The sequence below is a fragment of the Arthrobacter sp. CJL-S3 genome, assembly GCF_056711635.1.
The window spans coordinates 249504-270783 of sequence record NZ_CM160046.1 but is presented as its reverse complement, the minus strand read 5'-3'; the positions used below and the strand labels follow the sequence as shown (position 1 = coordinate 270783).

The 21280-nt window shown below is 69.0% G+C and carries 21 protein-coding genes; 6 read left to right on the top strand and 15 right to left on the bottom strand.

Annotation, left to right across the window (positions count from 1 at the left end):
- Positions 1–65: 65 nt before the first annotated feature.
- Positions 66–806 carry a hypothetical protein gene (locus tag AC06G6_RS01310; RefSeq protein ID WP_479825624.1) on the bottom strand — a complete coding sequence of 247 codons (741 nt, stop codon included), beginning with the start codon at positions 804–806 and terminating at the stop codon, positions 66–68.
- Positions 807–1061: 255 nt separating this feature from the next.
- Between AC06G6_RS01310 and AC06G6_RS01305 the strand changes: the two genes are divergently transcribed.
- Both AC06G6_RS01305 and AC06G6_RS01300 read left to right on the top strand, forming a co-directional pair.
- On the top strand, positions 1062–1898 hold the full coding sequence (locus AC06G6_RS01305) for an HhH-GPD family protein (protein ID WP_479828810.1): 837 nt from the start codon (positions 1062–1064) through the stop codon (positions 1896–1898).
- 85 nt (positions 1899–1983) lie between these two features.
- Positions 1984–2475, top strand: a complete 492-nt coding sequence (locus AC06G6_RS01300; protein WP_479825623.1) for a hypothetical protein — start codon at positions 1984–1986, stop codon at positions 2473–2475.
- Positions 2476–2647: 172 nt separating this feature from the next.
- On the opposite strand, the gene AC06G6_RS01295 is transcribed toward AC06G6_RS01300, so the two are convergent.
- The gene (locus tag AC06G6_RS01295; RefSeq protein WP_479825621.1) at positions 2648–2821 is read right to left on the bottom strand and encodes a hypothetical protein; all 174 of its coding nucleotides are present in this window, start codon (positions 2819–2821) and stop codon (positions 2648–2650) included.
- A gap of 53 nt (positions 2822–2874) precedes the next feature.
- Between AC06G6_RS01295 and AC06G6_RS01290 the strand changes: the two genes are divergently transcribed.
- Positions 2875–3192, top strand: a complete 318-nt coding sequence (locus tag AC06G6_RS01290; protein WP_479825619.1) for a hypothetical protein — start codon at positions 2875–2877, stop codon at positions 3190–3192.
- A 10-nt stretch (positions 3193–3202) separates the two neighbouring features.
- Here AC06G6_RS01290 and dhaM read toward each other — a convergent pair whose 3' ends face one another.
- The 9 genes from dhaM to lysS all read right to left on the bottom strand — a co-directional run bounded on the left by dhaM (position 3203) and on the right by lysS (position 13902).
- Positions 3203–3877, bottom strand: coding sequence for a dihydroxyacetone kinase phosphoryl donor subunit DhaM (gene dhaM, locus AC06G6_RS01285; protein ID WP_479825617.1), 675 nt, complete (start codon positions 3875–3877; stop codon positions 3203–3205).
- The gene (gene dhaL, locus AC06G6_RS01280) at positions 3874–4500 is read right to left on the bottom strand and encodes a dihydroxyacetone kinase subunit DhaL (RefSeq protein ID WP_479825615.1); all 627 of its coding nucleotides are present in this window, start codon (positions 4498–4500) and stop codon (positions 3874–3876) included. Before dhaL ends, dhaM begins: the two co-directional genes overlap by 4 nt.
- Before the next feature lie 2 nt (positions 4501–4502).
- Positions 4503–5504, bottom strand: coding sequence for a dihydroxyacetone kinase subunit DhaK (gene dhaK, locus AC06G6_RS01275; protein WP_479825613.1), 1002 nt, complete (start codon positions 5502–5504; stop codon positions 4503–4505).
- A 512-nt stretch (positions 5505–6016) separates the two neighbouring features.
- Positions 6017–6526: an amino-acid N-acetyltransferase gene (locus tag AC06G6_RS01270; RefSeq protein ID WP_307457830.1), complete on the bottom strand. Its 510-nt coding sequence runs from the start codon at positions 6524–6526 to the stop codon at positions 6017–6019.
- 81 nt (positions 6527–6607) lie between these two features.
- Positions 6608–8749 (bottom strand): S9 family peptidase, encoded by a 2142-nt coding sequence (locus tag AC06G6_RS01265; RefSeq protein ID WP_479825611.1) that lies wholly within the window; start codon positions 8747–8749, stop codon positions 6608–6610.
- 139 nt (positions 8750–8888) lie between these two features.
- Entirely contained in the window at positions 8889–11381 is a 2493-nt protein-coding gene (locus AC06G6_RS01260; protein WP_307457824.1) for an ATP-dependent Clp protease ATP-binding subunit, read from the bottom strand.
- A 334-nt stretch (positions 11382–11715) separates the two neighbouring features.
- On the bottom strand, positions 11716–12042 hold the full coding sequence (locus AC06G6_RS01255; protein ID WP_479825608.1) for a histone-like nucleoid-structuring protein Lsr2: 327 nt from the start codon (positions 12040–12042) through the stop codon (positions 11716–11718).
- A gap of 136 nt (positions 12043–12178) precedes the next feature.
- Complete coding sequence (locus tag AC06G6_RS01250) at positions 12179–12367, bottom strand: hypothetical protein (protein ID WP_479825606.1); 189 nt, start codon at positions 12365–12367, stop codon at positions 12179–12181.
- A gap of 2 nt (positions 12368–12369) precedes the next feature.
- A complete protein-coding gene (lysS, locus tag AC06G6_RS01245; RefSeq protein ID WP_479825604.1) occupies positions 12370–13902 on the bottom strand; it encodes a lysine--tRNA ligase in 1533 nt (510 codons plus the stop codon).
- 142 nt (positions 13903–14044) lie between these two features.
- On the opposite strand from lysS, the gene AC06G6_RS01240 reads away from it, so the two are divergent.
- Entirely contained in the window at positions 14045–14671 is a 627-nt protein-coding gene (locus AC06G6_RS01240; protein ID WP_354349565.1) for a thymidine kinase, read from the top strand.
- A gap of 73 nt (positions 14672–14744) precedes the next feature.
- Positions 14745–15578, top strand: coding sequence for an alpha/beta fold hydrolase (locus tag AC06G6_RS01235; protein ID WP_307457806.1), 834 nt, complete (start codon positions 14745–14747; stop codon positions 15576–15578).
- A gap of 100 nt (positions 15579–15678) precedes the next feature.
- Here the strand turns inward: AC06G6_RS01235 and AC06G6_RS01230 are convergent, their stop codons facing one another.
- A complete protein-coding gene (locus AC06G6_RS01230) occupies positions 15679–17154 on the bottom strand; it encodes a DHA2 family efflux MFS transporter permease subunit (RefSeq protein ID WP_479825601.1) in 1476 nt (491 codons plus the stop codon).
- Positions 17155–17427: 273 nt separating this feature from the next.
- Here AC06G6_RS01230 and AC06G6_RS01225 point away from each other — a divergent pair, with 273 nt between their 5' ends.
- A complete protein-coding gene (locus AC06G6_RS01225) occupies positions 17428–17883 on the top strand; it encodes an SRPBCC family protein (RefSeq protein WP_479825599.1) in 456 nt (151 codons plus the stop codon).
- On the opposite strand, the gene panC is transcribed toward AC06G6_RS01225, so the two are convergent.
- From panC to AC06G6_RS01210, 3 genes are read right to left on the bottom strand one after another with little or no spacing between them, the layout of a single operon-like run.
- Complete coding sequence (panC, locus tag AC06G6_RS01220) at positions 17880–18779, bottom strand: pantoate--beta-alanine ligase (protein WP_479825597.1); 900 nt, start codon at positions 18777–18779, stop codon at positions 17880–17882. The genes AC06G6_RS01225 and panC overlap by 4 nt on opposite strands.
- Positions 18780–18793: 14 nt before the next feature.
- Positions 18794–19702: a Rossmann-like and DUF2520 domain-containing protein gene (locus tag AC06G6_RS01215; RefSeq protein ID WP_479825595.1), complete on the bottom strand. Its 909-nt coding sequence runs from the start codon at positions 19700–19702 to the stop codon at positions 18794–18796.
- Positions 19695–21272, bottom strand: coding sequence for a PH domain-containing protein (locus AC06G6_RS01210; RefSeq protein ID WP_479825593.1), 1578 nt, complete (start codon positions 21270–21272; stop codon positions 19695–19697). The genes AC06G6_RS01215 and AC06G6_RS01210 overlap by 8 nt, the downstream gene beginning before the upstream one ends.
- Between the last annotated feature and the right edge of the window lie 8 nt (positions 21273–21280).

The window sequence follows — 21280 nt, the reverse complement described above, 5'->3', positions numbered from 1 at the left end:
GTCGAGTGCTCCGCAACTGCCCTTTTGGGGCCCCCAAACGGCGCCCTTGGAGCAGCCGATGGGGGTTAGTTGAGCTGGAACACGGCTTTCGGGCTGGTTTTGTTCGCCAGCCGTGCGGTGAAGACGTAGTACGCGCCGCCCGCTCCCGGCTTCGCCTCGATCGGGGCGCAGCCCTGGACGGTGCGGTTGCGCTGCCACGGGAAGTTCGCCGTCTCGCTTTGCCCCGGCGCGATGGTCTTGATGAGCTCGGTGGCGTCGGTCTGGCAGTCAGTGGACGAAAAAATCCGGTCCGAGCCGCTGGTGATCAGGAATTCCATCTGCGACGTCCCGATGTTGACCTGGCACGGCACCTTGTTGCCGTTCGTCACCTTGAGCGTGAGCAGCGGGTTCTCGCCGTCCGCGTAGGCGGCCTTGTCCGTGGCGGCCGTAACGGTCAGGAGGTTCTGTTCGCAGCCGTTCCCGGTCGGTGTCGCCGAAGGGGAAGGCGTGGCTTCCGGGCCGGCGGCCGGTACAGTTTCCTGGCCCGAGGGGGCCGCTCCCCCGCCGGCATTGGACTGACCGCCGTTGACAAAGCTGGAGACGGCGGCGAAACCGCCGAAGGCGACGGCGATCACGAGCAGCAGGGCGGCGCCCACGAACAGCCGGCGGCGGCGGTAGACGGGGCTGGCCGACTTCCGCGCTTTGCCCGCGGGCTTGCTGGCGGGCTTCCGCGCAGGCTGGCGCGTCGGTTTCCGGCCCGGGGATGCTCCGCTGCCGGAAGCCCCCGGGCGGGAACCGTGAGTTCCTGAATTGTCGTGCCTGCCCATCCTTCTAGGCTAGAGAACCGCGCCGGGTATGGGGCCCTCCCACGCCGCAGGCGGTGTGTGGCCCTCGTCTATTACGCTGGATCCATCAAAGCTCTAGCCGATTCCCCCACCGCCCTCGCCGCCCCCGCCTCAGTACTCGCGGCCGACCTTCCCGCGGCTGCTCCGCTGACCGCCCTCCATGAGGCTCTCGACTCCTGGTTCGGGGCCAACGCCCGGGACCTGCCGTGGCGGGCGCCGGAATGCACACCGTGGGGCGTGCTGGTCAGCGAGATCATGCTGCAGCAGACGCCGGTGGTGCGTGTGCTGCCGGTCTGGGAGGAATGGCTGCGGCGCTGGCCCGCGCCCGCCGACCTGGCCCGGGAGCCCGCCGGCGAAGCGGTCCGGGCCTGGGGACGGCTGGGCTATCCGCGGCGGGCCCTGCGGCTGCACGCGGCCGCCGTCGCCATCGGCGCCAGCCACGGCGGAGACGTTCCCGGCACGTACCCGGAACTCCTGGAGCTGCCCGGGGTGGGCAGCTACACCGCGGCGGCCGTCGCCGCCTTCGCCTTCGGGCGCCGCGAAACCGTGGTGGACACCAACATCCGCCGCGTGCACGCGCGCCTGTTTTCCGGCGCGGCCCTGCCGTCGCCGGCGCTCACCGCCGCGGAGATGCGGCTTGCCGCGCAGGCACTGCCCGACGACGCCGGCCCCTCCGTCCGCTGGAACGCCTCGGTCATGGAGCTCGGCGCGCTGGTGTGCACGGCGCGGTCGCCGAAGTGCGGGGAATGCCCGGTCAGCGGCTCCTGCGCCTGGCTCGCAGCCGGGGAGCCTCCGCCGACGTACACACCCAAGGGGCAGTCCTGGCACGGAACGGACCGCCAGGTGCGGGGGGCGGTGATGGCCGTCCTCCGCGTGGCCGAGTCGCCGGTGGCCGCGGAGCTGTTCCACCGGGCGCCGGCGGATCTTGGCTTCGAACCGGCCGGGATCGGAATACCGCTGGCCGCCCTGCACCGGCTTGGCTGCTCCCCGGAACAGCTGGACCGCGCGCTGGCCGGGCTGCTGAGCGACGGGCTGGCCGAACTGCATCCCGCAGGTTTCCTGCTGCCCGCCTGATCCCCCCAGGACGCCGGATCTGAGGACGCCGGACCTCAGGACGCCGGACCCTAGCTCGGCCGGGCTGCCGGAACTACCCTGAAGCATGCGCGCGTTCGCAGCACTCGTGGGCCTGGGTTGCATCGCCCTGCTGGCCGCCGGGTGCCAGCCCCAAACGGCGTGCCCGGCCATCGCCCAGGCACAGGTAGTGGCGCTGACCGTGGCACGGGAGTACGCCGATTCCGTGAAGACGATCCGCCTCAAGGCCTGCCAGGACGGGCGCTGCACGGAGGCTGACCTTGAGCTGTTCCCGGGCAGCACCACGGTGGACCAGGGCTGCGAACCGGGACCGGACAAGGACCGTCCCTGTTCCGCAACCGCCACGCCGGACGGCACCCTGACCGGGATGCTCATGCTGGATCGGCTCACGGAATCCCCCATCGAGGTGACGGCGGCAGGCACCGGCGCCGGCGGCCTCCCCCTGCCCGTCCGGACCCTGACGTTCACGCCGCGGGTGGCGTACCCGTACGGCGAACAGTGCGGCAGGTTCATCTCAGCCGGAGTGCTGCTGGATGCGGAGGGCCTCCGGGCCGTCTAAACCGTGTGGAAAAGGTGGACACCATGAACTCACAAAACATCAGCCGCTGGATCCGGACCGGGCTCTGGGCGCTGCCCGTGTCGTGGCTTGTCACTGCCTGGTCCACGCTGGAGCCGCAGCCGAACCAGGAGAAGGACCCGGACGCCTGGGCGCGGTTTGTCAGCTCCGACTCCTACCAGTTCAGCCACCTGTTCGGCAGCACGCTGGGCACAATCCTGGCGATCTTCGGCGTCTTCGCACTGGGCTGCTGCCTGGCGAACAGCCGGGTGGGCGGCCTGGCGCTGGCGGCCATGGTCACCGCCGCCGCCGGCACCGCCCTACTGCTGGTGCCGGCCGTGATCTCCACTTTCGTCACCCCCCGCCATCGGAAAGGCCTACCTGGCCGGAAACGAGGAGGTGATGCAGCTGGAATTCCCGGGGTCCATGACGGGGGTGTTCCTGACGGGCCTCCTGCTCGCCTTCCTCGGCAACATCCTGCTGGGGGTCGCGGTGTGGCGTTCCCACATGCTGCCGCGCTGGGCCGGGGCACTCTGGGCGGCCGGCGCCGTCGTGTTCTATCTCCTGGGCGTCGTCCTGGGGCAGGCGACGACGGGGAGCAGCCTGCCGACCCAGGCCGCCGGGGCCCTGCTGATGGCAGCCGCCGGCGGGTGGATCGCCTGGAGCGGCCCCCGGCACGCCACGGCAGCGACGGACCTGACCGCGGCCGGTGCGGTCTGAGACCGGGCCGCTAGGGTTCGCCGAAGCCCGCCGTGATCAGCCCGCGCAGATAGTCCACGGCTTTGCCCGCGTCCGGGCCGCTGGCTTCGACGTGCAGCACCGTTCCCTTGACTGCCGCGAGCATCATGAGTTCGGTCATCGATGCGCCGTCGGCGCCGTTCACGGTCACCTCGGCGTCCATGCCGGAGAGCCCGCCGGCAATCTTCGCGGCCGGTCGGGCGTGCATGCCCGCCTGGTTGATGAGTTCGAAGTCCCCTGTCGCCTCCGGCGGCCGGTGCTCGTGAATGTGCTGTGCCGCGGCCGGGGGCCGGTAGACGGCTTCCGCTGCTTCCTTCACGCCCGCGGAATCCGCTCCGGCCTGCGCGGCCACGGCGGCCGCGACCAGGCCTTCGACCAGGGGCGCGTCGGCCAGCAGCACGGAGGAGGGGTCCGCGAGGAACTCCACCGCGGACTCGGCCGTCATCACGGCCGAACCCAGGTCCGTCAGGACGACGATGCCGTCGCTGTTGACATCCCCGGCCTGCTCCAGCGCCGCCATGACCCGCTCGAGGCTGGTGCCGATCCGGCCGTCGTCGGTGCCGCCGGCGGGAAGGATCAGCACGTCGGGCGCCATCTGGGCGGCAAGCTCGGCGGCGCCGTCGGCGATCTTCTCGCTGTGGGAGACGACGACAAGCTTGACCGTCATTCAGCTGCCCCGACGGCGGCGCGCAGGATCAGCGCACTGGAGACGGCGCCCGGATCCCGGTGGCCGATGCTGCGCTCCCCCAGGTAGCTGGCGCGTCCCTTGCGGGCGAGCATCGGGTCGGTGGAGACGGCCCCGGCCTCTGCCGCCTCCGCGGCAGCCACCAGGACCTTGACCACATCGCTGTCCCCGGCCGCGGCGGCGGCCGCGTCCACTGCCGGGGTCCAGGCATCCACCATCGTCTTGTCGCCCGATTCCGCCTTCCCGCGGGCCACGATCCCGTCCCGGGCGGCCTGGAACGCCGAGGCGAGGGTGGCGGCGTCGATGTCGGACGCCTCGCCCAGCGCCGTGCCCGCCCGGAGGAAGGCCGTGCCGTAGAGCGGTCCGGCGGCCCCGCCGACCTTGGACATCAGGGTCATGGCGGTCAGCTTCAGGGCCGCCCCGGCCGTTTCCGGCGGCGCCTCGGCAATCTTCACCATCACCGCTTTGAAGCCGCGGTCCATGTTCTCGCCGTGGTCCGAATCGCCGATCGGCCGGTCCAGCTCGATGAGCTCCTCCCGGTGCTCCGCCATGGCCTGGGCCGAGAGGGTCAGCCACCGCAGCGCCCAGTTGACGTCCAGCCCCACGGTCAGACCCCCCAGCGGAGGGCCGGGGTGTGGACGGGGGCATCCCAGAGGGCCGTCATCTCATCGTCGAGGCGAAGAACCGTGATGGAACAGCCCTGCATTTCGAGGGAGGTGATGTAGTTGCCCACCAGTGACCGTGCCACGGTGACGCCCTGCGCGGCCAGCTGCTGCGCGGCGCGGCGGTAGACGATATAGAGCTCGCTCTGCGGGGTGCCGCCCATGCCGTTGACGAACAGGAGCACCTTGTCCCCGGACGCCAGGCCGAGGTCGCTGACGACCGGTTCGAGCAGGCGGTCGGTGATGCCGTCGGCGTTTTCCATCGGGATGCGGTGCCGGCCGGGCTCGCCGTGGATGCCGATGCCGATCTCGATTTCGTTTTCCTCCAGCACAAAGCTGGGGGCCCCCGCATGCGGGACGGTGCACGCGGTCAGCGCGACGCCCATGCTGCGCACGTTTTGGTTGACCCGGTCGCCGATGGCTGCGACGGCGTCGAGGTTGTCCCCGCGCTCGGCGGCGGCACCGGCGATCTTTTCCACCAGCACGGTTCCGCCCACGCCGCGCCGTCCGGCGGTGTACAGCGAGTCCAACACCGCGACGTCGTCGTTGACCAGCACGGTGCGGACCTCGACGCCTTCGGCCTGGGCAAGCTCCGCAGCGGTCTCAAAGTTCAAGACGTCGCCGGTGTAGTTCTTCACGATGTGCACGACGCCGGCGCCCGAGTTGACGGCGAGCGTCGCCGGAAGGATCTGGTCGGGTGTCGGCGAGGTGAACACGGCGCCCGGCACCGCGGCGTCGAGCATCCCCAGACCGACGTAGCCGCCGTGCAGCGGCTCATGCCCGCTGCCGCCGCCGGAGACCAGTCCGACTTTTCCTGCCACCGGCGCGTCTTTGCGCACGATGTACTTGGGGTCCGCAAAGACGGTCACGAGGTCGGCATGGGCAAGCCCGAAGCCCTCCACTGACTCGTCAACCACGGCGCGGGGATCATTGATGAGCTTCTTCATGGCGTGCTCCCTGGATGGTGTCCTGGCTGCTTGGTTAGACCCTACTACCGGGGCCCCTGCCAGCGGTAGGCTCCGGATTCACAACCTCTGGAGCGGAACCGGGGTGCTGCCGGACGGCCGCTTTCCCCGGATCCGCGGGTGCCTCAGCTTGGTTTATCCGCCCACAGCGGGAAGTTCGGCCAGGCGTCGCTGCCAAGCCAGGAGAACGGCGGCGCGTTGAGACGCCCCTGATCGGTTCCGGGCGCCGGCCCGGGGCCGGACACGGGATCCGGGCGATGACCGGGCGCCGGGGCCTCGGCGGTGACTTCCCCGGTCCCCGGATCCGTGGTGTGGTGTGCCGGCGCCCCGCCGGCGATAGTCATTTGGAATGCGGAGAAATCTGGAAAAGTCACGCGTTCGTGCAATTTCTTGCCTCCGGATGTCGGGTGGTCCACCCCCTGGACCGGGATCAGTTTATCCATCAAATTTATGGATGGGAAGACCCGGCCCTGGCGGCCCGCCCGGGCGCGGTTTTACAGGGTTTTGATCATCCGGGTGTTGCCGAGCGTATTGGGCTTCACCCGCGCGAGGTCGAGGAACTCGGCTACGCCCTCATCGTGCGAGCGCAGCAACTCCGAATACACGACCGGGTCGACGGCGGTCTGGTCGGCCATGACCTCGAAGCCGTGCTTTTTGAAGAAGTCGACCTCGAAGGTCAGGCAGAAGACACGCGAGACCCCGAGGGCCTTGGCGTCCTCCAGCAGGCGCTCAACGAGCAGGTGGCCCACGCCTTTTCCGCGCCAGGCATCCGAGGCCGTGAGGGTGCGCACTTCGGCGAGGTCCTCCCACATCACGTGCAGCGCCCCGCAGCCAATCACCTCGCCGTCCGGGGACTCGGCGATCCGGAACTCCTGCAGGCTCTCGTAGTAGGCCACGGTTTCCTTGGCCATCAGGATCCGCTTCTCGGCCAGCGGCGCCACGAGCGTCTTGATCGCCCCGACATCGCTGGTGCGGGCAGGGCGGATGCGGATTGTCTCAGTCACAGCCCAATCCTACGGGGGACACTTACCCTGGTCCGGAAAATGGCGCCTGAGGCACCAGCCTTGGCGCCGGACGGCGGCGGCCTAGAGGCCCAGCTCGGCGGGCACCGGCAGATCCTTGTCCAGCAGGTTCCTGGCGAGGAAGTGCTCGACGACGCCGTACCAGACCTTGGCGTGCTGCGGCTGGAGGATCCAGTGGTTCTCGTCCGGGAAGTAGAGGAAACGGTGCTCGGTCTCGCCGTTCTCGTCGGCGGCGAGCCGGGACTTGGAGAGGAGCTCGTACCAGAGCCGCAGGCCCTCACCGATCGGGACGCGGTAGTCCTTGTCGCCGTGGATGACGAGCATGGGGGTGCTGATGTTCTCCACGTGCAGGTGCGGGGAGTTCTCCAGCGCCATCTGGGCCGTCATCTCCTTGAGCCAGTACTGCGCGGCGTCCGTGGTGGGGCCGAACTGGTCCAGCGCCCAGAGGCTGGCGTGGGTGACGATCGCCTTGAACCGGTCGGTGTGGCCGGCCACCCAGTTGGCCATGTAGCCGCCGAAGGAGCCGCCCATGGCGGCGGTGCGGGTCTCGTCGATGTCCGGCCGCTGCACCACGGCGTCGGTGATGGCCATCAGGTCGGTGAACGGGGCCTTGCCCCACGCGCCCCAGCCGCGCTGGATGTGGTCCTGGCCGTAGCCGGTGGAGAGCGCCGGGTCCGGCAGCAGCACGGCGTAGCCCTGCGCCACGAGCAGCCAGGGGTTCCAGCGCCACGTCCAGGCGTTCCAGGAACCGAGCGGGCCGCCATGGATCCAGAGCAGCAGGGGCGCCGGGCTGCCGGCCGAGGCGCCGTCGGGAAGCGCCAGGTACGCCGGAACGCGGGCGCCGTCGGCCGCCGTCGTTTCCACCCGTTCCAGCGAGCCCTGATGGTGCGGGCGCTCAGCGGGGGCAGGGAGCCGGACGGTGTCGCCGCCGGCGAGGTCGATGCGCACCGCTTCCGGCGGGAATTCGTAGGAGCTGCGCAGCGCATAGGCGGTGCGGCCGTCCGGGGCGACCACGACGTCGGTGTAGGCGGCGGTGTCGGCGGTCAGGCGGGTGACCTGTCCGGCGTCGTCGTCCCCGCGCACGCTGATCCGGAAGACCGGCGAGGCGCCGTCCTCATCCGCGGTGACGAGCAGGGCCGATCCGTCCGGAAGCCAGGCGGCCGGGCGCGGCCAGCGGTCCCAGCCGTGCGCCAGCGGCACCAGCGCGGCGGCCGTAGCCGCTGCGGTGTCTGCTGCGGGCCCCGGGGCGGAGACGTCGAGCAGGTACAGCCTGACCTGCGGGGCCGACTCGGGCGTGGTGTCACTCTCGCTGAGCACCGCAAGGGTGCGGTTGTCGGGGCTCACCGGCCCGGGGAAGTAGCTCATCCCCTCGGTGTCCAGCAGGACGGTCCGGGTGCCGCTGGCGACGTCGATCGCGACGAGGACGGACCGTGAATTCGCGCGCGCGAGCGGCTTGGCGAAGCTGCTGTAAATGGTCTTGCCGTCCGGGCTGACAACAGACTCGGCATCGCGAAGGCCGGCACCGGCGTCGGGCGTCAGGTTCCGGAGCTGCAGCGGCGGAGCGGCGTCAACGGTTGTTGGCCTGCCCGGTTCCCGTTCCTCGCCGGGTTCGACGGCGAAAAGCCTCGGCTGGGCGGGCCCCAGGTCGGCATCCCAGTAGCGCACCGGATAGCCGCTGTGCAGGATGGCGGCGACCTTGTTGTCCTTGCGCGCCGTGCGGCGCTCCTCGTCGTCGTCCTCATCCGTGGACCCCGCCAGCACGGCGGCGCTGACGAAAAGGGCCCCAGTATCCTTCGCGGCCAGGAGCGCACTGACTCCGCCGGCCCGGGTGAGCGCAACGCGGGCCTCGCCGCCGTCCGCGGGCAGCACCCACAGGGCTTTGACCGGGTCCGCGTCGGGGGTTTCCGGGTCCGGGCGTGCGGAGGTGAAGTACAGCTCGCCGCTGGCGGCGAACACGGCGCCGGCCTCGCCCTTGGCGCTGCGGGTGATGCGGCGGGCCTGCTTCTGCCCGGCCGGATCCAGTTCCCACAGGGCGGTGCCGTATTCGGTGCCCTTGGCGTTCAGCGTGGCCACGGTGGTCACCAGACGGCTGCCGTCCGGGCTCAACGCCAGGCCCGCCACCCGCGGAATCGCGAGGTAGTGGTCCAGGTCGTGGAAGGGGGTCTCGGGTTTTTCGCCCAGGGTCTCTGATTCGGGGGAAGCCATGCACCGATTCAACACCTCCTGTGCGCTGGATCACACCAATTTCACCCACAGTGAAACACTGCTTTCAGACCCGCCCGGGGGCTGGACGCAAAAAGGCCCCGACTTCCTTTTCGGGAAGACGGGGCCTTTGAGGCGATGCCTAGACGCTCGGGGCGATCTCCGGGATGCGCGGCTTCGTGTTGCCAGCGAAGGTGAACTTGGCGTCGTCGCCTTCGCCGTCCACATCCACTACAACAATGTCGCCGGCGTGGATTTCGCCGAAGAGGATCTTCTCGGAGAGCTGGTCCTCGATCTCGCGCTGGATGGTCCGGCGCAGCGGCCGGGCACCCATGGCGGGGTCGTAGCCGCGGGTTGCGAGCAGGATCTTGGCCGCAGGCGTGAGCTCGATGCCCATGTCCTTGTCCTTGAGGCGCTTCTCCAGCCGGCCGACGAACATGTCCACGATCTCGATGATCTCGTCCTGGGTCAGCTGCGGGAAGACCACAACGTCATCAACACGGTTCAGGAACTCGGGACGGAAGTGCTGCTTGAGCTCCTCCGTGACGCGGGCCCGCATCCGGTTGTAGCCGGTCTGCGTGTCCGTGCCGGACTGGAAGCCGGTGGCAACGCTCTTGGAGATGTCCCGGGTGCCGAGGTTCGTGGTCATGATGATCACGGTGTTCTTGAAGTCCACCACGCGGCCCTGGGAGTCGGTCAGTCGGCCGTCTTCCAGGATCTGCAGCAGCGAGTTGAAGAGGTCGGCGTGCGCCTTCTCCACTTCGTCGAACAGGACCACGGAGAACGGACGACGGCGGACCTTTTCGGTCAGCTGTCCGCCCTCTTCGTAGCCCACGTAGCCCGGAGGGGCACCGAAGAGACGCGACACCGTGTGCTTCTCCGAGTACTCGGACATGTCCAGGGTGATCAGGGCGTCTTCCTCACCGAAGAGGAATTCGGCCAGGGCCTTGGCGAGCTCGGTCTTGCCGACGCCGGTGGGGCCGGCGAAGATGAACGAACCGCCCGGACGCTTCGGGTCCTTGAGGCCTGCACGGGTGCGGCGGATCGCCTGGGACAGGGACTTGATGGCCTCGTTCTGCCCGACGACGCGCTTGTGCAGCTCGTCTTCCATCTTCAGCAGTCGCGAGGACTCTTCCTCGGTCAGCTTGAAGACCGGGATGCCGGTGGAGTTCGCCAGAACTTCAGCGATCAGGTCCTCGTCAACTTCGGAGATGTCGTCCATGCCGCCGGTCTTCCACTGGCGTTCCTTCTCGGCACGCTCGGCAATGAGCTTCTGCTCCTTGTCGCGCAGCGAGGCGGCGCCTTCGAAGTCCTGCGCGTCTATCGCGGATTCCTTCTCCAGCTTCATGGCGGCGATCTTCTCGTCCATGATCTTGAGCTCCGGCGGGGCCGTCATCCGGCGGATGCGCAGCCGTGCACCGGCCTCATCGATCAGGTCGATCGCCTTGTCCGGCAGGAAGCGGTCCGAGATGTAGCGCTCGGAAAGGCTCGCCGCCGAGGCGAGGGCGCCGTCGGTGATGGTGACGCGGTGGTGCGCCTCGTACCGGTCGCGCAGGCCCTTGAGGATCTCGATCGCGTGCGCGACAGAGGGCTCCTTGACCTGGATCGGCTGGAAACGGCGTTCCAGCGCTGCGTCCTTCTCGATGTGCTTGCGGTACTCGTCCAGCGTGGTGGCACCAATGGTCTGGAGCTCGCCGCGGGCCAGCATGGGCTTCAGGATCGAGGCCGCATCGATGGCTCCCTCGGCGGCACCGGCACCCACCAGGGTGTGGATCTCGTCGATGAAGAGGATGATGTCGCCGCGGGTGCGGATTTCCTTGAGGACCTTCTTGAGGCGCTCTTCGAAGTCACCGCGGTAGCGGGAACCGGCCACGAGGGACCCGAGGTCCAGCGTGTACAGCTGCTTGTCCTTGATGGTCTCCGGAACGTCGCCGCGAACAATCGCCTGGGCGAGGCCTTCGACGACGGCGGTCTTGCCGACGCCGGGCTCACCGATCAGCACGGGGTTGTTCTTGGTGCGGCGCGACAGAACCTGCATGACGCGTTCCATTTCGGATTCGCGCCCGATGACGGGGTCCAGTTTGTTCTCGCGCGCAGCCTGGGTCAGGTTGCGGCCGAACTGGTCCAGGACGACGGAACCGGCAGGAGTGCCTTCGGCCTGGCCTGGGCCGACACCGGCTCCGGTGGTTTCCTTGCCCTGGTAGCCCGAGAGCAGCTGGATGACCTGCTGGCGGACGCGGTTGAGGTCCGCACCGAGCTTGACCAGCACCTGGGCGGCAACACCTTCACCCTCGCGGATGAGGCCGAGCAGGATGTGCTCCGTGCCGATGTAGTTGTGTCCCAGCTGCAGGGCCTCGCGGAGCGAGAGTTCCAAGACCTTCTTGGCGCGGGGGGTGAAGGGGATGTGACCGGACGGGGCCTGCTGGCCCTGGCCGATGATCTCCTGTACCTGCTCGCGGACGCCGTCGAGCGAAATGCTCAAGGACTCAAGGGCTTTGGCAGCAACACCTTCACCTTCATGGATCAGACCCAAGAGGATGTGTTCGGTACCAATGTAATTGTGGTTCAGCATGCGTGCCTCTTCTTGGGCAAGCACAACTACGCGACGGGCACGGTCCGTAAATCGCTCAAACATTTCGCCACACTCCTAGCTACGACGTACTTTGATGCTACGTGGCCGGGTTCAAGATTTGGGGCTTGTTCGCCACAGGGGAAACCGGGACGCCTCCGCCGCGTCACATCGGGGCGCAAACGCGGGCCCGCCGGACCTCCGGCAAGCCCGCCGGCCGGGCCTGCAGCAAGGTCGGGCGGCCCGGCGGACGGCCCGACGGCGGCCGCGGCAGCGGCCGCGGCACCGGCCCGTCAGCGTCAGAGCCCCCACACGACAAAGCCCCCGACCCAGACGGGGGCAAAGTCATCGTTATTGCGCCGCGGCGCTGTGTCCGCTGCGCGGGATTTTGCCTTGGCGGCTAGGAATTCGCCTTTTGGTAGGCTTCCTGAATTTCCGCCTGGATGCGTCCGCGGCTGTTTACCGCATAGCCGTTATCGCGGGCCCATTGCCGGATCTGGGCGGAGTCCTGGTTCCGGCCGGATGAAATTTTCGTGCGGGTTGCGCGGCCGCTTGAGGTCTTGCGTGCGTGGCCTACAAACCGCTCAACTGCTGAGCGCAGTTCTGCAGCATTGGCCGAGGACAGATCGATTTCGTAGCTGACGCCGTCCAGGCCGAACCGGACGGTCTCGTCCGCGGATCCGCCATCTAGGTCATCAACAAGGATGATTTTTACTTTCTGTGCCATTAAGACTCTCTTTCCAAAAGGATGAGTATTTAGGAAAAGCAGGATCTATCTGCTTAAAAGTATCCTCCGCTTAATGGCAACGAGTCAAAGTGAAAAAGAGTTTCCGAAGGAAAACCCAAGGTCGAATAGCCTGCTATTAGTTCAGGCCGTTGGAATGGCCGTGGTTGCGGAGCGTATCGGGCGCCTGGGCTTTTTCGTCGGCTTCCGCCTGGGCCCGCGCCTCGGCCTGGCGTTCGGATTTGTCGGCATTGAAAATCGATTTCATGGCGAACCAGAAAATCAGGCCGACGACCACGGAGGGAAGCAATACGGCGATGTACTCCATGGTCAGTGTCCTTCGGGCTTCAGCAGCGGGAACAATATTGTCTCGCGGATCCCGGCGCCGGTGAAGAGCATAACGAGCCGGTCAATGCCCAGCCCGATGCCGCCCATGGGCGGGGCGCCGTACTCCAGGGCCCGCAGGAAGTCCTCGTCCAGCTGCATGGCCTCGACGTCGCCGGCGGCGGAGCGGCGGGACTGCTCGGTGAGCCGTTCGCGCTGGATCACCGGGTCAATGAGCTCGGAGAACGCCGTGCCGCGCTCCATGCCGCCGATGATGAGGTCCCACGCTTCGATCAGCCGGTCGTCCTCGCGGTGCTGGCGGGCCAGCGGCTGGGCGGAGGGCGGGTAGTCGTAGACGAAGGTCGGGTTCAGCAGCGTAGGTTCGACCAGTTCGCCGAAGAGTTCCACGACGAGCTTTTCGGCATCCCAGTTGGCGTCGACCTTGACCTCGTGCTTGGCGGCGAGCGCCAGCAGTTCCGACGCCGGGGTCTCCGGGGTGATTTCCTGGCCCACGGTTTCGGAGAGTCCCGGGTAGACCGCCATCCAGGCCCAGTCGCCGTCGAGGTTGATCTCCCCGGCCTCGGTCTGCAGGACGCGGCCCACGCCGGCGGCGTCGGCGGCGTCGAGGATGAGTTCCTTGATCCGGTCCGCCATGACGAACTGGTCGGCCCATGCCTCGTAGCTTTCCAGGGTGGTGAATTCCGGGCTGTGGGTGGAGTCGACGCCCTCATTGCGGAAGACACGGCCCATGTCGTAGACCCGGTCGATCCCGCCGACAACGGTGCGCTTGAGGTACAGCTCGGTGGCGATCCGCAGCGTCATCTTCTGGTCGAACGCGTTCATGTGGGTCTCGAACGGACGGGCCGTGGCGCCGCCGTGGACCAGCTGCAGCATCGGGGTTTCCACCTCGACGTAGCCCTGGCGGTGCAGGGTCTCGCGGATGGAGCGGGTGATCGCGGCCCGGGTGTAGACCATTTCGCGGGCTTCGTCGCGGACGATGAGGTCCACGTAGCGCTGGCGGACGCGGGTCTCCTCGTTGAGCTCGGCGTGCAGCACGGGCAGCGGGCGCAGAGCCTTGGACGCCATCGCCCAGGACCCGGCCATGACGGAGAGCTCACCGCGCCGCGAGGAGATGACCTCGCCCTTGATGAAGACGTGGTCACCCAGGTCCACGAGGGCTTTCCAGTCGGCGAGCGCGTCCTCGCCGATGTTGGCCAGGCTCAGCATGACCTGCAGCCGGACGGCCTTGCCGTCCACGCCGCCCTCCTGGAGCGTGGCGAAGCAGAGCTTGCCGGTGTTGCGGATGAAGACGATGCGCCCCGTCACCCCGACGACGTCGCCGGTGGTTTCGTCGGCCTGCAGGTGCGCGTACTTCTCCCGGATTTCGCCCAGTGAATGCGTGCGCTCAACACCGACCGGATACGCCTCGACGCCGCGCTCGATCAGCTTGGCGCGCTTCTCCATGCGGATGCGCGTCTGCTCGCTGGCTTCATGGGAATCGGCGGCGGTATTCGGGGCGGAGGTGTTTTGGGAAGTCACAATCCCCAAGTTTACCGGGGATTCTGCCCGGGCCGGTCCCGCCCGGCCGGGCGCGGGTGCGGGCGCGCAGGCGGCGGCTCAAGCTGGGCCGCTGGGCGGCGCGCCTTTACAATCGGTGGGCGACCCTTTCGAAAGGACCCCCTTGGCCAAGCTCTACTTCCGCTACGGCGCGATGAACTCCGGCAAGTCAACGGGGCTGCTGCAGGCCGCCTTCAACTATGAGGAGCGCGGCCAGCGGGTCCTGCTGGCCAAACCGGATGTCGACACCAAGGGCGACGCCGACGTCGTGTCCCGCCTGGGCATGACCCGGTCGGTGGACTTCCTGATCCCGGCCGGGGCGTCCGCGCGGGAGCTGTTCACCGCCCACGCCCACGGGGATGACCCCGATGCCCTGCTGGAGCACGTGGACACCCAGCCGGTGGCCTGCCTGCTGGTGGACGAGGCGCAGTTCCTCGAACCGGCCCAGGTGGACGACCTCTTCCGGATCGCCGTTCTGGACAACGTTCCTGTGCTGGCCTACGGCATCCGCACGGACTTCCGCACCCGGGCGTTCCCGGGATCGCTGCGGCTCCTGGAGATCGCGCACACGCTCGAGGAACTCAAGACCATCTGCCGCTGCGGCCGCAAAGCCATCTTCAACACCCGCCGGGCCGGAGACCAGGTCGTCTTCGACGGCGACCAGGTCGCGATTGACGGCCAGGACGTCTGGTACGAGTCGCTGTGCGGCTCCTGCTACCTCGAGGTCTCCGGCGGACGGCTGGGCGGCTAGCCGGCTAGCCCCTGCGCGCAGGAGCCCCGGACCCCTACTACGCCGTAGCTGCAGCCTCGGCTAGGCTCTGACCATGACCCGCGAGAACATCAGAACCCCCGACGGCGGAACGATCGAGCTTTTCAGCACGGGTGCCGAGCTGGCCTCGGCGGGCTCCGGCGTCGTCGTCGTTGCGGCCTCCATGGTGACCGCCGCCGACTACACCCGCTTCGCCCAGAAGCTCAGCGCGTCCCTTGGGCGCCCGGTGCACACCTTCAACCGGCGCGGCCGCGGCTCCTCCTCCCCGCAGCCGGAGGACTACACCCTCGACGTGGACATCAAGGACCTTGCCGCGGTGATGAAGCACACCTCCAGCACCGACGTTTTCGGGCACAGCTTCGGCGGTGCCGTGGCGCTGCACGCCGCCCGGACGCTGCCGGTGGAGCGCCTCGCCGTGTACGACCCGGCCGTCTCCGTGAACCACAGCGTCACCGCGGACTGGACCACCGAATATGAGAAGGCGACGGCGGCCGGCGACGACGACCGCGCCCTCGCCGTCCTGCTCCGGGGCCTGGAGACCGGCAGCGCCCTGTCCCGGATGCCGCTGTCCATGCTGACGCTGGCGAATAAACTGGCCGCCGGCACCCCGCTCGGCAAGCAGATGCGCGAGCTGATGAAGACCGGGGTCCGGGAGATCAAGGCCATCATCGCTGCGGACATGCCGGCCGAGCCGTTCCTGGAGCTGCCGCTGGAGACGCTGATCATTGTCGGCGAGAAAAGCCCCGCGTACTTCGGTGTGGCCTGTGCCCAGATCCACGAGGTGCTCTCCGGCTCCAGCTACACGATCCTGCCGGGGATGGGCCACGACGGCGTCAACAAGGCACCGGACAAGCTCATCTCCGCACTCAGTGAGTTCTTCGCCAGCTGACAACTCTGCCGCAGCACAGCAAAACGCGGGGTCACTAAGCATCCATCCGAGGCCTCGGGATGGGCGCGTAGTGACCCCGCGTTGGTTTAAGCGGGTCGGGTTAGTGGGCGGCGGGGACGGGGTGGTCCGCCGCGGCGGTCTTGCGCATCAGAGTGGACAGGACGACGGCGGCGACGGCGATGACCGACGCCGTGAGGAACGCCGCGTGCATTCCCGCGACGATTCCCGCGCCGGCGGACACCACCGCGTAGATCGAGACGAGCAGCGCCGTCCCGGCGGCACCGGCCACCTGCTGCAGGGTGCTCATGATGGCCGAGCCGTGGGAGTACAGGTGCGGCGGCAGCGGGTTCAGCCCGGTCGTGAACGCCGGCGTGAAGATCAGGGCCAGCCCCAGGCTGAGGCCCACGTGCAGCGCGATGATCCACCCGACCGGCGTGCCCGCGTCGAGGAGGGAGAACTGGAACAGGGCCACCACGAGCAGGGACGAGCCGGTGACAGTCAGCGGCAGCGGGCCGACCTTGTCGAAGAGCCGTCCGATGAACGGGCCCAGCAGGCCCATCGCGAGTCCTCCGGGCAGCAGGGTCAGCCCGGTTTCCAGCGACGTCAGACCGCGGACCTCCTGCAGGTACAGAGGCAGGAGGATCACGGAGCCGAACAGGGCGATCATGGCCACGACGAGCAGCAGCACGGACACCGTGAACATCCGGAAGGTGAACGCCCGCAGGTCCAGCAGGGGCGCCTCGGACTTCTGCAGCCGCAGCTGGCGGAGAACAAATGCCACCATGGCGACGGCGCCCACGGCGAGGGCAATGACGGCGGGCGAGCCGGGACCGGACTCGCCGCCGCCGATCTGGCTCAGGCCGTAGACGATCCCGCCGAATGCGGGAACCGTCAGCAGCACGGACAGGACGTCGAGCCGGGTCTTTTCCGTTTCGCCGATGTTGGTCAGGAAGCGGGCGCCGATGGCGAACGCGGCCAGCGCGACCGGCAGGACGAAGACAAACATAAAGCGCCAGGAGAAGTGCTCAAGGATCAGCCCGGAAACCGTGGGGCCCATGGCCGGTGCCACCGAGATGGCGATGCTCACGTTGCCCATCACGAAGCCGCGGCGTGCCACGGGGACCAGGGTCAGGATGGTGGTCATCAGCAGGGGCAGCATGATGGCCGTGCCCGCGGCCTGGACGATCCGTGCGAGCAGGAGGATTTCAAATCCGGGGGCCAGCGCCGCGAGCAGCGTGCCGCCGGAGAACAGGCCCATGGCCAGCATAAAGACAGCGCGGGTGGACAGCCGCTGCAGGATGAAGCCGGTCGTGGGGATCACGATGGCCATCGTGAGCATAAAACCGGTCGACAGCCACTGCACGGTGGGGGCGGTGACGCCGAGATCCACCATCAGGCGCTGCAGCGCAACATTCATGATGGTTTCGTTCAGGATCACTACGAAGGTGGCCACCAGCAGGGTGGCGATGACGGTGACCGATTCCCGGGACATCTTTGCCGGCGGTGCGGCGGCCTCCGCGGCGGCCTGGGCCTGCGCGGGATCGCCGGCGGGCTTGGAAGAGACGTCAGTAGACATAGGGGATTCCCTCAGGGAGTTTCGAAGTGGGGTCGGCGAGCGTCGTCGCTACATCAGGTGCCAACCGGCGATGCGCCATGGTAATTCCCGGCGGCGGAGATATTTTCCGGCGGCCCGCCGTCCGGCGGACCGCCGGGCCAGCACCGCACCCGCCCGGCAGGTGCCCGGCAGGACCTTTTGCCCTACTCCCGGGGCGCCTGGCGGCGTTCCCTGAGAGCAGGGCGCGCCGACGTTCGGGCTCTGCCTCTCGCCGCATGTTCAGAGGAGTTTTCGATGGGCCACATCCAGCAGAGCATCCAGATCGACGCCCCCGTGGACCGGGTCACGGAGATCGCCACCGATCCCCGCCATTGGGCCTCCTGGTGGGTGAATCTCAGCGAGGCCAAGGACGTGGACGGCGACGGCGGCGCCGGAACCGTCGTCAAGCACAGCTACCTGATGGCCGGTGTGCCGTTCCCGGTCACCACCCGGGTCGTCGAGAACCTTCCGACCGCATCAGGCGGCAGGCACGTGCGCATCGAATTCGAAGGTCCGCTGAAAGGCTGGCAGACCTGGGACTACGAGCCCGAACTAAATGGCACCAAGGTATCCGTGGAGATCGAGTACAACGTTCCGGGCGCCGCGATCGGGAAATTCGCCGACCGCGTGCTCGTGGAGCGGCTGCAGGATCGGGCCCGGGAACAGACCTTGGAAAACCTCAAGCTCATGGCCGAGAGCGGAACAGGCTAGGAATCCAGCGGGACGTTGTCGATCAGCCGGACCGGGCCGACCCTGGCCGCGATGATCGCCAGGCCCTCGCCGCGGAACGGGGTGTCCCGGCAGTTCTCGGCCAGCGGGTCCAGGGTTTGGGGATCCACCACTTCGAAGTAGTCCAGGTGCACGAGCGGCTGGGACTCCACGAGGGCCCGCGCGGACTCGAGGTCCAGGGGCTGGTGGGCGTTGGCCCGTTCCTCGACCAGACGCAGCGCCCGCGAGAGCACCAGCGCCGCCTCGCGTTCCTCGGCGGAGAGGAAGCGGTTGCGGCTGGACAGCGCGAGGCCGTCCGCGGAGCGCACGATCGGCACAGGGATTATCTCGACCGGGAAGTTCAGATCCGCCACCATGCGCTGGACCAGGGCCAGCTGCTGGGCATCCTTCTGGCCGAAGTACGCCCGGTAGGCCGGCAGCTCCGGGCCAGGGGCCGCGCCGGGCGTCCCGTAGTGCAGCAGCTTGGCCACCACGGTCAGGGCGCCGTCGAAGTGCCCGGGGCGGGACGCGCCCTCCCACTTCTCAGCCACCGGGCCCGCGCTGATCCGGACGCGGGGTGCCCCGCCGGGGTAGACCTCGGCCACGTCCGGAGCGAACACCAGGTCCACCCCCACAGCGTCGAGCAACGCCAGGTCCGCCTCCAGGGTCCGGGGGTAGCGTTCCAGGTCCACGGCCTCGCCAAACTGCAGCGGGTTCACGAAGATGCTCACCACCACCACGTCGTTCTGCTCGACGGCGGTGCGCGCCAGCTCGGCGTGCCCCTCGTGCAGGGCCCCCATGGTGGGCACCAGGCCCTGTGAGGTGCCGCCCTTCTCCTGGAGCAGGCGGGCGCTTTCGGTCCGGAGCCGGGCGGCCGTGGTCACGAGTTGGATCGCCAAGTTGGGGACCTTCCTTAGGTTTGCGGGCCGTCGAGGTCCGGGCCCTCGAGCGCCTGCGTGATGTCGCCGAGTTGCTCCGGCTTCAGCAGTCCCCGGCGTCCTGCCCGGCGGGCCGTCGCCCGGGCCATGGCCAGGTACGCCTCCAGAATATCGCCGTCCGAGCCGCCGTCGTGCTCCCGCAGGGACCCGGCGTGTGCGGCCACGGTGCCCACGTCGCCGCGGGCGACCGGTCCGGTGAGGGCCGATTCGCCCGAGGCGAGCGCGTTCTCCAGGGTCGCCCGCAGCAGCGGTCCCAGCATGCGTTCGGGGGATTCGACGCCGACTTCCCGGAGCAGTTGCGAGGCCTGCGCCACCAGGGTGACGAGGTGGTTTGAGCCGTGCGCGAGGGCCGCGTGGTAGAGCGTGCGGTCGGCCTCGGCGATCGCGACGGGCTCCGCCCCCATCTCCACGACCAGGGCCTGGGCAATGGGCAGCATCGCGGCGTCCGCTGTGACGCCGAAGGTGCAGTCCAGCAGCCGCGTCAGGTCCAGGCTCATCCCGGTGAAGGTCATCGCGGGGTGCAGCGCCAGCGGGATGGCGCCGGCGGCCCGGACCGGATGCAGGATCCCGACGCCGAAGCGGCCGGAGGTGTGGGCGACGAGCTGGCCGGGCTGCCAGGCGCCGAGCTTCGCCAGGCCCTCGATGAGCGGACCGAGCGCGTCATCGGGGACGGCCAGGAGCACGAGTTCGGCGCGTTCGACAATGTCCTGCACATCCAGCACCGGGACGCCCGGAAGCAGGGTCTCCGCGCGTTCGCGGCTGGCGTCCGAGACCGCGGAGACCCCGATGATGGCGTGTTCCGCGCCGCGCAGCGCCGCCCCCAGGACGGCGCCGACCTTGCCGGCGCCGATGATTCCGATGCCGAGTCGTCCTGGTTTAGCCATGCTGCGGTTCTTCCTGACTGTTGGGTTCTTCGGTGTGGGAGGGCCCGGCCATGAGCGGGCGGACCTGGTCCAGCCAGTGCTCGCTGGTCTGGCGTTTGCGCGCGGCACGGGCCCGGGCCGCCTGTGCATCCAGCAGCGCCCGGCCCTCGTCAAGGCCGGCCTGGGTCAGCCGCGGGGACACCGGCCCGGCGGTGGTGTGCAGTACCAGGTCCGCCACCCGGAAGCGCCGGGCCAGGGGGCCCTGCTCCAGCGCCATGGACTGGGTGCGCTGGTGCGGGACCACCACGAGGTGCCGCCACCAGCGGCCCGAGCGGATCAGCAGGGCGGTGTCGGTGGCGGTGAAGCCGTTGCGCCGCCAGCCCAGCGGGGCCAGCAGCCGGGCGCGCCGCGGGGTGGTGACGAAGCCGCCGTCGTCCGTCCTGGAACCCGCCGCCCCGGCAGCGTCCGCGGGCCCCCCGCCCGACACGGCAGGGGCGAGACCGTTGACGCCGGCGGTGAAGATCCGCACCGGGTCCGGGGTGCCCGGGTCCGGCAGGACCAGGGAGAGCATGGTGAGCACGTCGGGGAAGGTCCCCACCGGCAGGAGCGTGGTCCGGGACGAGGCCTCGCCGTTGCCTCCCGCGGCGCCGTAACCGGCCACGTTGACCTGGATCCGGTACCAGCCAAGGATCCGCCACAGCGGCGGCTGGCTGACCCGCAGGGCCTGGATCCGCCCCGGCGGCAGGGTCTGCGCCTGGGTGTCCAGCAGTCCGTAGCGCAGCCGGATGCCGTCAGGGGAAATGGCGGCGGTGAAGTTGTAGCCACGGTTGAGGGAGTTCCAGTAGGCGGCCACCATGCCCAGCACGGCCGGGATCAGGAAGAGGTAGAAGCTGCGGTTCTCGGTGGCGGCCGAGAGCACCACGGAGGCCAGCCCGCCGACGACGACCACCACGCTCTGCTCGCTCAGCACCAGGGATCCGATGAGGCGGCCGGGCGGGACGGTGAGCACGGCGTGTTCGGGGGCCTCCGCCGCGGCGGCCCCGGGCTGCGCGGGGTCCGGGACCACACCGGCGGCGCGGGCCAGGATCGTGGCCCGGAGCCGCCGCGCCTCGTCCATGCGGAGGTAGGCGAGCCGGACCGCGGACTCCCCGGCGTCGGCGACCTCGAACTTGAGCTCGGCCAGCCCGAAGATCCGCGCGAGGAGCGGCTGGACGATGTCGATGGCCTGGACCCGGTCGAGCCGGGCCTGCCGCTGCTGTTTGAAGAGGAATCCGGTGTTGATCCGGACATAGCCCTCCGCCACCTGGTAGCGGGTGAAGTACCAGCTCAGGATGTAGCCCGCCCCGGTGAGCAGCAGCAGCACGCCGCCGCCGAACAGCAGCCACGGCGCCCGGCCCGCGAGCTGCTCGTCGACGAGGGGGCCGCCCTGGAGCATCCGCTCGAAGGTGTCCCGGAAGAAGAAGAAGACAATGGCGGCCAGCGCCACCCAGCCGCGCACGAACGGCGAGGCGGGGTGCACGCGCAGCCACCCGCCGTCGGGGGTTCCCGCGTCGGCGCCGGCGGACGCCTCCGGGGCCGCGTCCGGCTTCACTGTGCTCC

Coding starts and splice junctions, on each gene's coding strand:
- AC06G6_RS01310 (WP_479825624.1), bottom strand. CDS start 806: ATGGGCAGGCACGACAATTCAGGAACTCACGGTTCCCGCCCGGGGGCT.
- AC06G6_RS01300 (WP_479825623.1), top strand. CDS start 1,984: ATGCGCGCGTTCGCAGCACTCGTGGGCCTGGGTTGCATCGCCCTGCTG.
- AC06G6_RS01290 (WP_479825619.1), top strand. CDS start 2,875: ATGCAGCTGGAATTCCCGGGGTCCATGACGGGGGTGTTCCTGACGGGC.
- dhaM (WP_479825617.1), bottom strand. CDS start 3,877: ATGACGGTCAAGCTTGTCGTCGTCTCCCACAGCGAGAAGATCGCCGAC.
- dhaK (WP_479825613.1), bottom strand. CDS start 5,504: ATGAAGAAGCTCATCAATGATCCCCGCGCCGTGGTTGACGAGTCAGTG.
- AC06G6_RS01265 (WP_479825611.1), bottom strand. CDS start 8,749: ATGGCTTCCCCCGAATCAGAGACCCTGGGCGAAAAACCCGAGACCCCC.
- AC06G6_RS01260 (WP_307457824.1), bottom strand. CDS start 11,381: ATGTTTGAGCGATTTACGGACCGTGCCCGTCGCGTAGTTGTGCTTGCC.
- AC06G6_RS01255 (WP_479825608.1), bottom strand. CDS start 12,042: ATGGCACAGAAAGTAAAAATCATCCTTGTTGATGACCTAGATGGCGGA.
- AC06G6_RS01250 (WP_479825606.1), bottom strand. CDS start 12,367: ATGGAGTACATCGCCGTATTGCTTCCCTCCGTGGTCGTCGGCCTGATT.
- AC06G6_RS01235 (WP_307457806.1), top strand. CDS start 14,745: ATGACCCGCGAGAACATCAGAACCCCCGACGGCGGAACGATCGAGCTT.
- AC06G6_RS01230 (WP_479825601.1), bottom strand. CDS start 17,154: ATGTCTACTGACGTCTCTTCCAAGCCCGCCGGCGATCCCGCGCAGGCC.
- AC06G6_RS01225 (WP_479825599.1), top strand. CDS start 17,428: ATGGGCCACATCCAGCAGAGCATCCAGATCGACGCCCCCGTGGACCGG.
- AC06G6_RS01215 (WP_479825595.1), bottom strand. CDS start 19,702: ATGGCTAAACCAGGACGACTCGGCATCGGAATCATCGGCGCCGGCAAG.